Source organism: Maribellus sediminis (assembly GCF_011799805.1).
Taxonomy (GTDB): domain Bacteria; phylum Bacteroidota; class Bacteroidia; order Bacteroidales; family Prolixibacteraceae; genus Draconibacterium; species Draconibacterium sediminis_A.
This window is the reverse complement of the sequence record NZ_WXUB01000001.1, coordinates 1,228,864-1,243,542: the sequence shown is the minus strand read 5'-3', so window position 1 is coordinate 1,243,542 and position 14,679 is coordinate 1,228,864. Positions and strand designations below refer to the sequence as shown.

At 40.6% G+C, this 14,679-nt stretch carries 13 protein-coding genes; 8 read left to right on the top strand and 5 right to left on the bottom strand.

The genetic code is table 11. The features are described 5' to 3' along the window. The first annotated feature begins 25 nt into the window (after nucleotides 1-25). The 6 genes from HFD85_RS04860 to pgl all read left to right on the top strand — a co-directional run bounded on the left by HFD85_RS04860 (nucleotide 26) and on the right by pgl (nucleotide 5,415). Nucleotides 26-472 carry a single-stranded DNA-binding protein gene (locus HFD85_RS04860; protein ID WP_167605571.1) on the top strand — a complete coding sequence of 149 codons (447 nt, stop codon included), beginning with the start codon at nucleotides 26-28 and terminating at the stop codon, nucleotides 470-472. 15 nt (nucleotides 473-487) lie between these two features. Next, complete coding sequence (gldE, locus tag HFD85_RS04855) at nucleotides 488-1,807, top strand: gliding motility-associated protein GldE (protein ID WP_240925008.1); 1,320 nt, start codon at nucleotides 488-490, stop codon at nucleotides 1,805-1,807. Between the two features lie 37 nt (nucleotides 1,808-1,844). Continuing rightward, nucleotides 1,845-2,429 carry a gliding motility lipoprotein GldD gene (gene gldD / locus HFD85_RS04850; protein WP_167605569.1) on the top strand — a complete coding sequence of 195 codons (585 nt, stop codon included), beginning with the start codon at nucleotides 1,845-1,847 and terminating at the stop codon, nucleotides 2,427-2,429. Next, the gene (locus HFD85_RS04845; RefSeq protein WP_167605567.1) at nucleotides 2,429-3,061 is read left to right on the top strand and encodes a 4'-phosphopantetheinyl transferase family protein; all 633 of its coding nucleotides are present in this window, start codon (nucleotides 2,429-2,431) and stop codon (nucleotides 3,059-3,061) included. The genes gldD and HFD85_RS04845 overlap by 1 nt, the downstream gene beginning before the upstream one ends. A gap of 92 nt (nucleotides 3,062-3,153) precedes the next feature. Continuing rightward, on the top strand, nucleotides 3,154-4,650 hold the full coding sequence (zwf, locus tag HFD85_RS04840) for a glucose-6-phosphate dehydrogenase (RefSeq protein ID WP_167605565.1): 1,497 nt from the start codon (nucleotides 3,154-3,156) through the stop codon (nucleotides 4,648-4,650). 33 nt (nucleotides 4,651-4,683) lie between these two features. Next, nucleotides 4,684-5,415 (top strand): 6-phosphogluconolactonase, encoded by a 732-nt coding sequence (gene pgl, locus HFD85_RS04835; RefSeq protein WP_167605563.1) that lies wholly within the window; start codon nucleotides 4,684-4,686, stop codon nucleotides 5,413-5,415. 4 nt (nucleotides 5,416-5,419) lie between these two features. On the opposite strand, the gene HFD85_RS04830 is transcribed toward pgl, so the two are convergent. The 4 genes from HFD85_RS04830 to rlmD form a co-directional block, all read right to left on the bottom strand. Continuing rightward, entirely contained in the window at nucleotides 5,420-6,427 is a 1,008-nt protein-coding gene (locus HFD85_RS04830) for an alpha/beta hydrolase (protein ID WP_167605560.1), read from the bottom strand. A gap of 76 nt (nucleotides 6,428-6,503) precedes the next feature. Further along, the gene (gene dinB, locus HFD85_RS04825; protein WP_240925007.1) at nucleotides 6,504-7,628 is read right to left on the bottom strand and encodes a DNA polymerase IV; all 1,125 of its coding nucleotides are present in this window, start codon (nucleotides 7,626-7,628) and stop codon (nucleotides 6,504-6,506) included. A 39-nt stretch (nucleotides 7,629-7,667) separates the two neighbouring features. Further along, nucleotides 7,668-9,212: an OmpA family protein gene (locus tag HFD85_RS04820; protein ID WP_167605558.1), complete on the bottom strand. Its 1,545-nt coding sequence runs from the start codon at nucleotides 9,210-9,212 to the stop codon at nucleotides 7,668-7,670. A 146-nt stretch (nucleotides 9,213-9,358) separates the two neighbouring features. Beyond that, the gene (gene rlmD / locus HFD85_RS04815; RefSeq protein ID WP_167605556.1) at nucleotides 9,359-10,768 is read right to left on the bottom strand and encodes a 23S rRNA (uracil(1939)-C(5))-methyltransferase RlmD; all 1,410 of its coding nucleotides are present in this window, start codon (nucleotides 10,766-10,768) and stop codon (nucleotides 9,359-9,361) included. Nucleotides 10,769-11,184: 416 nt separating this feature from the next. On the opposite strand from rlmD, the gene abc-f reads away from it, so the two are divergent. Next, the gene (gene abc-f, locus HFD85_RS04810) at nucleotides 11,185-13,128 is read left to right on the top strand and encodes a ribosomal protection-like ABC-F family protein (protein WP_167605554.1); all 1,944 of its coding nucleotides are present in this window, start codon (nucleotides 11,185-11,187) and stop codon (nucleotides 13,126-13,128) included. Between the two features lie 62 nt (nucleotides 13,129-13,190). Then, complete coding sequence (gene rlmB, locus HFD85_RS04805) at nucleotides 13,191-13,928, top strand: 23S rRNA (guanosine(2251)-2'-O)-methyltransferase RlmB (RefSeq protein WP_167605552.1); 738 nt, start codon at nucleotides 13,191-13,193, stop codon at nucleotides 13,926-13,928. On the opposite strand, the gene HFD85_RS04800 is transcribed toward rlmB, so the two are convergent. Then, on the bottom strand, nucleotides 13,925-14,392 hold the full coding sequence (locus HFD85_RS04800) for an Lrp/AsnC family transcriptional regulator (protein WP_167605550.1): 468 nt from the start codon (nucleotides 14,390-14,392) through the stop codon (nucleotides 13,925-13,927). The genes rlmB and HFD85_RS04800 overlap by 4 nt on opposite strands. Between the last annotated feature and the right edge of the window lie 287 nt (nucleotides 14,393-14,679).

Below are 14,679 nucleotides of genomic sequence, written 5' to 3'. Positions count from 1 at the left end.
ATGTTAACCTAAATAATTAAGAATTATGTCAGTAAACAAAGTTATTTTAGTAGGAAACGTAGGGAAAGATCCCGAAGTAAGACATTTGGATTCAGGAGTTGCCGTTGCTAATTTTCCATTGGCTACATCAGAATCGTACACCGCCAAAAACGGCGAAAGAGTGACCACCACCGAGTGGCATAATATTGTATTGTGGCGTGGCCTTGCCGACGTTGCAGAAAAGTATGTTACCAAAGGCCGCCAGTTATACATCGAGGGCAGAATTAGAACACGTTCGTACGACGACAAAGACGGCAACAAAAGATATACGACAGAGATTTACGGAGATGTGATGCAAATGCTTGGCTCAAAAGATTCCGGTCCGACATCGGAACCTGGAGGGGGAAGCATGGAAACACCAAGAACATCGACACCACAAGTGAGTGAACCAGATATCGACACTCCGGAAGGCGACGATGACTTACCGTTCTAACCAAAAATTTGAAATTTGGAAACAGACCCGTTACCCGGAGCCATAGACTTGAGTGGCTGGAACATTGATTTTCATCCCCTGACTATTGGGATAATTTTGGCATTAATTGTTGTTTTACTGCTGCTTTTCACCTCGGCCATGATCAGTGGTTCCGAGGTGGCTTATTTTTCGTTAAGTGCAGCCGAAAAGCAAAAACTGAAAAAGCCGGGCCGCACGAATCAGCGCGTTTTGGAGAATCTTGATAATCCGGAGAAATTGCTGGCAACTATTCTCGTTACCAACAATTTCGTGAATGTCGGAATTATTATTCTGACGGCATTTGTGGCCAACAACCTGGTTTCGTTTGTAAATGCACCGCTCCTTGAGTTTATTTTCCAGGTGGTGCTCATTACTTTTTTCCTTCTGCTGTTTGGCGAGATCATTCCAAAAGTATACGCCTCGCATACTGCTTTGCGTTTTGCAAAACTGATGGCACTGCCACTTCAAACACTCGAGAAATTATTTCGCCCGATCAATTCAATACTTATTTATTCTACCGGATTTGTTAATCGTCGCTTGCAAAAACACCGGAAGAACATTTCGATGAATGAAATTTCGCAGGCGCTCGAATTAACTTCGGAACACGAACTTTCCGATGAAAAAGACATTTTGGAAGGCATCGTAAAATTTGGCAACAAAAACGTTAGCGAGATTATGAAACCTCGCGTAGATGTAGTTGCACTCGATATTAAAACCGAATTCGACGAGGTAATTAATACCATCAATAAATCGGGTTATTCGCGCATACCTGTTTATATCGAAAGTTTCGACAATGTTAGCGGCATTTTATACATTAAAGATATTCTGCCGCATTACCATAAAACCAAGGTCTTTAAGTGGCAAACGCTTATCAGGCCGCCTTTTTATGTACCCGATACGAAAAAGATCAGTTCGCTGCTCGAAGAGTTTCAGAAATCGAAGATCCATCTTGCTGTTGTTGTTGATGAGTATGGCGGAACTTCTGGAATCGTTACACTCGAAGATATCCTGGAAGAAATTGTTGGCGACATCACCGATGAATTTGATGAAGAAGAAAAATACTTTACCAAAATCGACGATAAGAATTTTGTGTTCGATGCCAAGATTTTGCTGGGTGATTTCTACCGTATAACCAATTGCGACGATACCATTTTCGACGAAGTGAAAGGCGACGCCGATACCCTCGCCGGTTTGATCCTTGAACTAAAAGGTGAGATCCCGAAACTGAACGAAGAAATAAAATGTAAACAGTTTTTGTTTACCATTAAACAGGTTGACAACCGAAGAATCAAAGAAATAAAGGTCAAGATTCAATAAACAAGCCCGAAAAGGCGTTTTAGCAAAAACAATCTTTATGCGCTTCCTCTCAGTAATTTTTTTAGTTCTCTTCGTTTTCGGGTGTGGCGAAAAGCACACGCCAAAACCGAGAGGTTTTTTCAGAATCGATTTCCCGAAAAAAAGTTACAGCGAATTGCAGGGCAATTTTCCTTATGAATTTGAAGTTCCGGATTATGCTACTGTAAGTGCAAACCGCACTAATCCGGCTGAGAAAGACTGGATAACAGTGGAGGTTCCTGCAAATAATGCACAAATCCATTTTTCCTATTACGATCTTCAAAACGGTAGTCAACCAGCGCGAGAGCTACTCATCGAATTAATGGAAGAAACGCGGTCACTGGCCTACAAACACTCAATAAAAGCCACTGCCATCGACGAAAAGATTTTTATAAACCGCCCCGAAAAAGTTTATGGCACCATTTACAACATACATGGCAATGCGGCATCGCCCATGCAGTTTTTTCTAACCGACAGTACCAAACATTTTCTGCGCGGGGCATTTTATATCAGTGAAGTTCCTGACATTGACTCGCTTCGTCCGGTCATTAATTTCCTGGAACCGGATGTAATCAGAATGATTGAAACCACCCACTGGAAGTAATGCCATTTTTTAAGCAAATACAAACGGAATATGGCTGGATTGGAACCTGGAAACTGGAGGAGAATCCGAAAGAATTGTTGACACAAATTCAGCTTCCCAATGAAGATGATCTTCGGTTCGCCGCCATGCGTTCAGAAAAACGAAAGGTAGAATTTCTAGCCGCTCGCATGCTTTTAAAAATGGCATTTGGCGAAATCCCGGAAATCGAATACAACGGTTTTGGAAAGCCACATTTAAAAAACAGCTATAAAAAAATCAGCATTTCACACTCAGCCGATTTTGCCTGCGTTTTTGTTTCCAACAATAGAATAGGAATCGATATTGAACGGGCTGATCGCAATATTGACAGAGTTGCTGACCGCTTTCTTCATGCCATTGAAAAAACTACGATCAGCGTTTTTGAAGATCAACAACTGGCCAAAGTTGCCTACTGGTCGGCAAAAGAGGCCATTTTCAAGTGTGCCGATGAACATGGTATACATTTTAACAGCCAGATCAGAATTGATGATTTTGTGCCTGAAAACGGCAGACCATTCAAAGGAAAATTGATACAGCAAAGCAGTAACATTTCTTTTAAAATGTATTTTCATTTTATCGAGAACAATGTGCTGGTTTATGCTGTTGAAATATAAATTCAAAAAACGACCTTTAAATTCTGAACCTCGTTTTAATTGAAGGGAATTTCATTTCAACGATTAGCGTTCAGCATAATATATTCTGACAGATGAAACAAGCAAAAAGTCAAATACTCATAATCTTTGGAGCTTCGGGCGACCTTACCAAACGCAAACTTATCCCGGCACTTTTCGAACTGTATAAACAAAAGCTATTACCCGAGAAGTTTGCCGTGTTGGGAGCTTCCCGTTCCGAGCTTTCGGATGAAGATTTCAGGACGCGGGCTGACGAATTTTTGCCCGAAGACGAGCAGCTGAACGCGTTTAAACAGAAGCTATTTTATCAGTCGGTGCAAAATAATTCAGCCGACGATTTTAAACCACTGAAATCACGTTTGGAACAACTGACTTCAGAATTAAATATCGATCAGAATTACATTTTTTACCTTTCCACTCCACCTTCGTTATATTCCGTAATTCCACGATTGCTGGATGAAGTAGGACTGTCGAAATCAAATGAATTTTTCAGGCGGCTGATCGTTGAGAAACCATTTGGGACCAACCTGAAAACGGCAAAAGAACTAAACATTCAGTTACTGAATTATTTTGCAGAAGACCAGATTTATCGTATCGATCATTACCTCGGGAAGGAAACGGTGCAAAACATGTTGGTCACCCGTTTTTCGAACGGAATTTTTGAGCCATTGTGGAACCGCCGATACATTGAACGTGTTGAAATAACTTCGGCAGAAAGTCTTGGGGTGGAAGACCGTGGTGGCTACTATGATCATTCGGGTGCACTTCGCGACATGGTTCAGAACCACCTGTTGCAGGTAACCGGCTTTGTAGCCATGGAACCACCGGTGGTAGTTGAAGCCGATGCTATCAGAAACGAAATTCTGAAAGTATTCCAGTCGATACGGCCAATACATGAAAATGAAGTTTCCAGGTATGTGATCAGGGGGCAGTACACTGCTTCAAAAATTAAAGGTGAAGCAGTTCCGGCTTATCGCGATGAAAATGGTGTTGACCGGCTTTCGCGGACGGAAACCTTTGTAGCCCTCAAATTTTTTATTGATAACTGGCGCTGGGCCGGCGTTCCTTTTCTCATCAGAACCGGGAAAAAATTACCGACGCGCGTTACCGAGATCGTGATCACCTTTAAAAAAGTTCCGCATCACTTATTTGACAGTCATGGCCAGGTACAAACTCATAACCAGCTAATTATCCGCATTCAGCCCGACGAAGGTATTTTATTCAAATTTGGCATGAAAACACCGGGAGCCGGCTTCAAAGTACAAAGTGTGAATATGGACTTTCATTATTCCGATCTGGCCGATACGAAAGTTCCGGCAGCCTACGAACGCTTGTTACACGATTGTATGATCGGTGATGCAACGCTTTACGCCCGTGGCGACGCTGTTGAAAAAGCATGGGAATTTGTCCAGCCAATTATAAATGCATGGGAAAGCAACCCGGAAATTCCGATTTATGGTTATCCGGCCGGAACATGGGGGCCCGAAGAATCGGAAAACTTGATCCCGAATAGCAACTGGCGCTATCCCTGTAAAAATTTAACTAACGATGGTTTGTATTGCGAGCTTTAATTATATTTGAATAAACAATAACTCTTGTTCACCATGGAGCATATTACCGAGGTTAAAATCTACAAGTCGCCAAAGAAGGTATATAATGCAATTGCCAAAAGCATCATCAAGTTAACCCAGGAATCGCAGCAAAAAGCTTTTGACATAGCACTTTCCGGCGGGAATTCTCCAAAAGGTCTTTTCAAAAAGATCAGTAAAAAATACAAGGACGAAATCCCATGGAAACGCATCCATTTGTGGTGGGGAGATGAACGTTGTGTTTCGCCCGACAGTGAACAAAGCAACTACAAAATGACTGTGGATTATCTGCTGTCGAATATTGATATTCCGGAGGAAAACATACACCGAATTCGTGGTGAAGAAGATCCGGAACAGGAAGCCAAACGTTATTCAAAAGAATTGGAAGACACGCTGAACTCGAGGGGAAAAGATCCGGTTTTCGACCTGATCATTCTGGGGCTTGGCGACGATGGACATACAGCTTCGATATTCCCCGACCAGATTGAGTTATTCGATTATCCCGAAAACTGTGCGGTAGCGCAACATCCCATAAGCGGACAAAAAAGGATCACCCTCACCGGAAATGTGTTGAACAATGCCAACCGGATTTATTTTCTTGTAACAGGCGAAAACAAAGCAATGCGTGTTTCGGAGATAATGAACGACAATGAAGCAGCCAAACTTTTACCGGCGTATTACATTGCCCCAACAAATGGTGATCTTATCTGGTTCTTGGATGAAGAAGCAGCTTCGTTGATTTCCTAGTGATTCATTCTACCGGTTTAAACCCCATAATATTCTCCCCAAAATCAATGGTTTCTGCAATTACTTCGTCAACACAACCCGAAGTGAGTTCACAACCAATGACGTGTTCTCCGGCTTCTGGAAATGCTTTTTTTACCTTTTGCGTAGGAAGAGTTCCCAACTGATCGAACATTTTCAACATGGCATCTACCCGAACTGTTTCGTCCTGGTGTTCTTCATCTTTATAATAATAACCAAGGAAAACCGGCGTAGTTACCTGGTTGAACGTACTTTTTTTCATGGTAGCTTCAACCAACTGCTGCAGATACACAACTGCTTCCAGACGATATTTACAGTTCCAGTACTGACAGTCTTTTGATTCAAAATCTTCGTTCGTAATCCGGTACTTTCCTCCGGTTACCTTGCGGCCAATCTGCAATCCCCAGGGTTTGGTTAGAATAAAAGCTGTGCTGTTGTTGATCCTGATATTTGGTGAATACATAATTAATCCATCTACATATTCAGGAAAATCGGCGGCTAACTTCAACCCGAGCGTTCCACCTGTTGAAGTACTCATGATGATCACTTTTTTACCAAGGCTGCGTGCAACCATGAGCGCCTCTTTTGCCGATTCCCAAAGTTTATCCGGAGTCATATCAAGCAGCGGATCTTCTGTTACCAAACCATGGTCGTGCAAACGAGGGGTGTACAAATTGAATCCGAAATGCTTTGCAAATTCCACATGTGCCGGATAACCTTCGTACCACGAGGCAGAGAAGCCGTGAAGATATAGCACACAATACTCTGTGCGTTCATGAACAGAATCGTTTGCCCAGAAAATACGTGATTCGTTGTCAGGTTTAATGTCGAAAGCTGCTTCCACTTTTTCAATGTAAGCGTCGATGCTACTAATGCTTGTCGAAACTGACGGGAGATCTTTGTTCAGTTCAGGTTTTGCCGGTTTTGGTCCCAGCATGTAAACAACTATTACCAGTAAAATCAGTATTGCAAAGAAGTTTTTGATGCGCTTCATAATTCACAACTTAGTTTGCTGAAAGATACAAGAGATTGGTGAGAATCTGCAAGCGATCGGTGCAAATAATTCCTCTTTAAAATTCAATGACCAGTTGAACTGCCTCTTCTTTCTTCTCTTCGTGCATGAAATTGGATAAGGTCAGGCCGAGCAAACGGATGCCTTTGGGAAATCCTTCATCAACTTTCAAAAGCCTTAAACTTTCTTCCAGAAATTGTTCTTTTGAGGTAAAACCTGTTTCAATTGTTTTGCTCCTGGTGTGTTGTTCAAAGTCGGCATACTTAAATTTGAGAGTTAAAGTTTTGGCTTTTACTTCCGACTTTGAACTACGTTTCCACACTTTTTCGGCAATCTTCAGCAATTCGTCTTGCAGCTCTTTCTCAGAAAATAAGTCGTGTTCAAAAGTATTTTCGGCTCCTACTGATTTTCTTTCGCGCGAAGGTTGAACCGAACGATTATCCACACCCCGACAAATATCGTAGTAATAGTTCCCTGCTTTCCCAAACATATGAACCAGCTCCAAACGATCGATTTTTCGAAGATCGCGTCCAAACCACACCCCCATTTTGTTCAGTTTTGAAGCTGTCACTTTTCCAATACCATAAAACTTTTTCACCTCTAACTGATCGATGAATTCCTGTGCTTCAGCCGGAGTTACCACAAAAATGCCGTTTGGTTTGTTAACATCAGAGCTCACTTTTGCCAGGAATTTATTGTAAGAAACCCCGGCAGAAGCAGTAAGACCGGTTTCGTCGTAAATACGCTTTCTTATTTCCTGTGCAATAAGTGTTGCCGAAGGTTTTCCTTTTTTCGCTAATGTTACATCGAGGTATGCTTCATCAAGCGAAAGTGGTTCAACCAGATCGGTATATTCCAGAAATATGCTTCGAATTTGCTGCGAAATCTGCCGGTACCTTTCAAAACGATGTTTCACAAAAATCAAATCGGGGCATTTCTGTTTTGCAACTTTTGATGCCATGGCCGACCTCACTCCAAATTTTCGCGCTTCGTAACTGGCTGCAGCTACAACTCCCCGCTCGCTCGAACCACCAACAGCGATAGGCTTACCACGCAACTCCGGATGATCCAGTTGCTCAACCGAAGCAAAAAAAGCATCCATATCGATGTGAATGATTTTACGAATATTTACCTGGGTTGTAGCCATCGGAGTAAAAATACAAAAACAAAGAAAGCTGCCCATAATGAACAGCTTTCTACTCAAATAACAAATTCAATTATCTTAGTTCATTTCAAGAATCTTAAACTCAGTACGGCGGTTTTTACGGTGTTCTTCCGGTGAACAGGGAACACCGTCATCGCATTTGTTAACCAGTTGAGTTTCGCCGTAACCTTTGGCAATAATGCGATCCTGTGGAATGCCTTTACCGATAATGTAAGCCACTGCCGAATCAGAACGTCTCTGGCTCAGATCCTCGTTATAAGCATCACTACCTCTGCTATCAGTGTGCGATCCCAACTCAACTTTCCAACCAGGATTATCTTTCATTACTTTCACCAGTTTGTCGAGTTCAACAGCAGACGCCGGAAGAATATCTGACTTATCGAAATCATAGTAAATATTTTCCATCACAAACTTCTGTCCTACTTCAACCTTCTCAACCCACAGCGTATCTTTGATTACCCCAAAAGGTTTTCCAACAGTTGAAATGGTTTTTGAATCATTCATATATCCATCGATGTTTGTGGCAACCGCGTAGCTTTTTTCTTTTTCAAGTTCTTGTTTGAAAATAAGTCCAGTTATGGTGCTTAATACTCCGGCGAACGTAATTTTTGCATCGGGTATTGGCTGCATTGTTTTTTTATCCATCACAACCAATTCAAGTTCATGTTTACCCTGTGGAGTTATATTTACTTTGTAAATATCATCGCTTCCAACTCCTCCGGCTTTATTCGAAGTATAGTATCCTACTTCGCCTTTGGGATGAATTACAAATGCAAAATCGTCACCATCAGAATTTAATTCGCTTATGGCGTTCGGTTCCATTACGTTATCGCCCATTAAACCTGCCGCATAGATATCCAGATCATCACCATCACCCAATCCGTTTGATGCATAAATCAGTATTCTATCTTTGAAGATGAAAGGAAACATGTCGTCTCCTGATGTATTGATCTTATCACCAAGATTCTTCATCTCTCCCCAAACTCCATTGCTACGTATGGTCATGTAAATATCTGTTCCACCAAGGCCTTTCTCAGGAATATCAGAAGCAAAATACAAAGTATCACCAGTTGAAGTAACCGATGGATGCCCTACTGAATATTCAGGGCTGTTAAACGGCAATTCACCTGTTTTTTCCCACACGCCATTTACTTTCCTGGCAATAATTATTTTTAAACGAATGTTAGCTTTTTGATAGACTTTATTCTTGATGTCAGGATTTTCGAAGTTGCTCAGGGTTAAAAACAATTCGCCGGTGGCTTTACAATACGAGGCCGGTCCGGCGTGATATCCCTGACTCAATTCTGCAAATTTCATCGTTTTTGTGCCTGTTACGTTACCTTTGGCATCAACAGGAACAGTAAATAAGTTATAGTAGATTTTTTTATCGGAACCACTGCTCAGTTTTTCAATTTCTTCATCGTCAAATGCCGAGAACCAAAGTTCATTATCAACGAATGCCGGTCCAAAATCGCTTTGGGAGGTGTTTAGATTAGTCTTTTCGGTGTCTAGTTTTACCATCTTCTCGAAGAAGACGCATTTTTGCTGGGCTGTTAACATAACAGGAAGAAAGCCCAATAAAAAAAGTAAGATCTTTTTCATAGTATTCTGAATTTAGGATTTTACGAATTATACCAATACAAATATTAAAAAACTGATTCCAGCTTTTTAATACGACCCTTATTTTAAACCAAACATCATTATGATAGTATTTGGTTTCACTAAGTTAGGCTATCTAACTTAATAAATCAAGACCTCCGGGTAAGCAAAACAACATTTTCCACATGATGGGTGTGAGGAAACATGTCGACAGGTTGAATTTTGTTAACCTGGTATAATTCGTCTAACAGTGCGATGTCTCTGGCCTGTGTGGCCGGATTGCAGCTAACATAAACTATTTTATCGGGATTCATTGAAAGAATGGACTGAACAACATCGGCATGCATTCCGGCTCGAGGCGGATCGGTAATAATTACATCCGCTTTTCCATTTTCTTTTACAAAATCCTCATTCAGAATATTTTTGATATCTCCGGCCCAAAACGATGTGTTCGTTATGTTATTGATCGAAGAATTCACTTTTGCATCCTCAATAGCTTCAGGAACATATTCGATACCGATTACTTTTTTCGCACTTTTTGCCACGAAATTGGCAATCGTACCTGTCCCTGTATACAAATCATAAACGGTTTCGTCTCCTTTCAGATCGGCAAATTCGCGGGCTACTTTGTATAATTCATATGCCTGTTCCGAATTGGTTTGATAAAAACTTTTCGGGCCGATTTTGAATTTCAGTCCTTCCATATTCTCCAAAATGTGGTCACGTCCTTTAAAAACATGGATTTCCTGATCGGTTATCGTGTCGTTCCCTTTTGTATTGATTACATATAATAATGCTGTAATTTCAGGGAACGTTTCATTTACTGCCTCCATTAGCGCAACACGTTTTTCCTCATCCTCTTTATAAAACGACAGAATGACCATTAATTCACCCGTACTGGCCGTTCTAATAATAAGGGTACGCAGAAAACCTTTCTGATCACGTATATCAAAAAAATCGAGTTTATGTTTTGTGGCGTAATCGTAAATAAAGTTCCTGATTTTGTTAGAAGGCTCAGGTTGTAACCAGCACTTGTTAATATTGATCACCTTGTCGAATAAGCCAGGAACGTGAAATCCTAAGGCGTTCGGTTCACTGATTTCCTCCCCTTCTGCTACTTCTTCAAAAGTGAGCCAACGTTTATTCGAGAAGGTGAACTCGAGCTTGTTACGATAAAATGTATCGCTGGCAGATCCTAAAATGGGTGAGACATCGGGTAATTCGATTTTTCCAATCCGGGTAAGCTGATCATCCACTTGCTTCTGCTTATAAAAAAGTTGCTTTTCATAGGGCAACATTTGCCATTTGCAACCACCACAAGTTCCAAAGTGCTCACAAAAGGCTTCGATCCTATCACTACTTAGTTCTTTGTATTCTTTAATAAAAGCCTCCTGATAACGTTTACGTTTTTTAGTCACTTGCAAGTCGACAACATCCCCCGGAATAGCCAGTTTTGTAAAAACTACCATGTCGCCAACCTTAGCAATTGCTTTACCTTCCGCACCTATGTCACTTATTTTTACGTTCTCGTAAAATGGTTTTTTCTTGTTCCTAGCCACTTTTCTACAAATTTTCTGCAAATATAAACTATTAATGAAGATGGCATTACCACCGAACACTAGCTTGGTTCCCAAATAAAAAATAAATATCCCAGAATGGGAAAACGATGGCTTTTTGTCTATATAAAATCAATTTTATGTTAGATTATGTAATGCTATATTAATCATTTATCTATATTTGTTACTGATTTAATGGTTGGTTTTATTTTCAATAAGTAAAACTAAATAGGGGAAAGCGACTTCTGTATTTATGATTGGTTTTGTGTTTAGGGGTTTGTAAATTATCAATCATCTTCAAAAAGCGTCCATAGTGCTTTCCCCTTCCTTTTTTACCCGGAAGGGTATTTTTTTTGTCTAAAATTTAACATCCTATATCATTCATTATTAATTATATTTGCGGCTTTTCAAAAGCAATAATGATATCATTAGATAAAATAAACCTTAGCTTCGGCGGATTCGAGCTGTTTAAGGAAATCAGTTTTCTAATTAATCCGAAGGATCGAATCGGGCTGATCGGTAAAAACGGAGCGGGTAAAACTACATTATTAAAGATTGTTAGCGGAACAGAACATCCAACCTCAGGAAGTGTTGGAATGCCGAAGGATGCTAGCCTTGGTTACCTGCCACAGCAGATGAAGTTGTCAGATACCAGAACATTAAAAGAGGAAGCGGTTCTGGCTTTTGAAGAGCTGCTTAATTTAGAAAAACGAATTGCCCGCCTGAACACAGAAATTGCAGAAAGCGAAGATTACCATTCAGAGGAATACCTCAATAAATTGGATATCGTTACCGAATTGAACGAGCGCTATCAACTGCTTGGCGGAGATAATTATGAAGCCGAACTTGAGCGCACTTTAATAGGACTGGGATTTGAGCGGACAGATTTTGATCGACCAACTTCTGATTTCAGTGGAGGATGGCGTATGCGTGTAGAGCTCGCAAAGATCCTGTTGAAAAAACCGGATGTATTTTTGCTGGATGAACCGACCAACCACCTCGACATCGAATCCATTCAATGGCTGGAAGATTTTCTGAAAGATTATAAAGGCGCCGTAGTTCTGGTTTCGCACGATAAAACATTTCTGAATGCGGTGTGCAACCGAACCATAGAAATTTCGCTGGGTAAGATTCTGGATCAGAAAATGAATTACTCGGCTTTTCTTGACTGGAAACAGGAACAAAAAGAGATTACGCTGGCAGCATACAGAAACCAGCAAAAAATGATCGATGATACCGAGAAATTTATTGAGCGATTCAGGTACAAGGCCAGTAAGGCTGTTCAGGTGCAATCGCGCATTAAGCAATTGGAAAAAATCGACAGGATTGAAATTGAGGAAGAAGATAACGCAGCCTTGAAACTAAATTTCCCTCCTGCTCCGAGATCAGGCAAAGTGGTCGTTGAAGGGAAAAACATCAGCAAATCGTATGGCGATCTGCTTGTTTTAAAGAACGTTGACCTGACCATTGAAAGTGGTGATAAAACTGCATTTGTGGGAAGGAACGGCGAAGGTAAAACCACGCTTGCCCGAATCATCATGAACGAACTGGCACATGAAGGCCAAATGACACTGGGTCACAATGTAAAAGTCGGCTATTTTGCGCAAAACCAGGCCCAACTGTTGAATGAAGAGTTAACGGTTTTTGAAACTATCGATGAAATTGCCGTTGGCGATATTCGTACAAAAATCAGAGATATACTGGCAGCTTTTTTGTTTCGTGGCGAAGACATCGATAAAAAAGTTAAGGTGCTAAGTGGTGGCGAAAAATCGCGATTAGCAATGATCCGGCTTATGTTGGAGCCCGTTAATTTTCTGATTCTTGACGAACCAACAAACCACCTGGATATCCGCTCGAAAGAAATCCTGAAAAACGCACTCAACAATTTCACAGGAACCGTACTTGTGGTATCACACGACCGTGATTTTCTTGACGGACTAGTAAATTGTGTATATGAGTTCAGAAATAAAAAGGCCAAACAATACCTGGGAGGCATTTTCGATTTTCTATACCGAAAAAAGATGGAGTCGTTGAAAGAACTTGAAACGCAAAAAGGAACGACAAAGTCGGCTTCGGCTTCAAAGGAAAAACCGAAACAGGAACTGAGTTTCGAGGAACAAAAAGAAATCAATCGAAATATTTCCCGTTTGGAAAAAAAGGTTGAAACCACAGAAACTCAGATAGCAGAAATTGAAGACAACATCAAAAATATGGACAAGCTACTTGCTTCTCCTGAAAGTATCGAGGACCAATCAGTATTTGATCAATACGAACAACTTAAACACAAACTTGAGCAGGTGATGTATGAGTGGGAGTTACTGCACGAAGAGCTTGAGGATTGGACATCGCGTAAAACCTGGTAGATAAATCCCAAACTTCGCATAAAAACAACTAACTTTAAGTTTAGCAGAACAATTTACAAATCATGATTAACAAAGAAGATTTTGTATTTGGAACTCGTTCAGTTATCGAGGCCATAAAAACAGGAAAAACCATTGATAAGGTGCTGATTAAAACAGGCCTAAAAAACGAATTGATTTCAGAGCTCCACCTACTCATAAAAGAAAACGGCATTGCCTTTCAGTATGTTCCAATAGAAAAAATCAACCGAATTACGCGAAAAAATCACCAGGGAGTTATCGCGTTTGTTTCACCCGTTGAATTCGACAATATTGAAACCGTATTACCCGGGATTTATGAAGCCGGCCAAAATCCCTTATTGCTCGTTCTTGACCAGATAACTGATGTGAGAAATTTTGGTGCCATTGCGCGCTCTGCCGAATGCGCCGGAGTTCAGGCAATCATTATACCTGAAAAAGGTATGGCTCGCATTGGAGCTGATGCTGTGAAAACATCGGCAGGTGCTATTCATCACTTACCTATCTGCAAAGTAAGGAACCTTGAAGACACTGTAAGATACCTGAAGGATTCTGGAATTTATATTGTGGCCGCCACCGAAAAGGGAGATAAGTTGTATACCGCTGCCGATATGACCGCTCCGCTCGCCATTGTTATGGGATCTGAAGACATAGGTATCTCGCCCAAGCTGTTAAAGCTTGCCGATGAAGAATTAAAAATCCCAATCAATGGAAAAATAGAATCTCTGAACGTTTCTGTTTCAGCCGCGTTGATGATCTACGAAGCTGTACGTCAAAGAAATTAAATGTTTACAGGAATAGTTCGTTTGAACGATTCTTCGAGCGAAATGAAAGTTTCTGTACTGGCAACTCCCTGTATTTTCTGAATCTGGCCACTTAAAATCGATTTCAGGTGCTCGTTATCCTTGGCATAAACCTTAATAAAAATGGCATAAGCCCCGGTTGTATAGTGGCACTCCACGATCTCCGGAATTTGTTCCAGTTTTTTAACCACTTCTGTAAACAGGCCACCTTTCTCTAAAAAGATGCCAATGTAGGTACAGGTTTTAAATTCAACTTTTTTGGGATTGATATGGTACCCCGAGCCAACAATTACTTCCAGGTCAACCATCCGGTTAACTCGCTGATGCACGGCTGCTCTTGAAATTCCAACTTCTTTGGCTACATCTTTAAAGGGAATTCGGGCGTTTTTAGTTATGATGTCTAAAATTTTAAGATCCCAGTCGTCTAAGGTATTCCTCAAGGTCATATCTAACAATTTTCCACAAAAATATCAAAAATTTAACATTATAACCCTGTTTTTATATGAGCGTTACAAAAAAGTAACAAAATGAAAACAAAAGTTTTGATCCATCCAAAACAGGACTTCAATATTATCATTTTATGAACATTCTTGAATTTTTAGTTTCATTTTTCTACAATATAAGGCTTTTCCGTAATGAATTAATATATTTACTTTTGATTTTTATCAAAACAGACAGAAAAACAAAACTTAATTACGGAATAAATCCGCATTATATCGTTGTGGAATGAGTG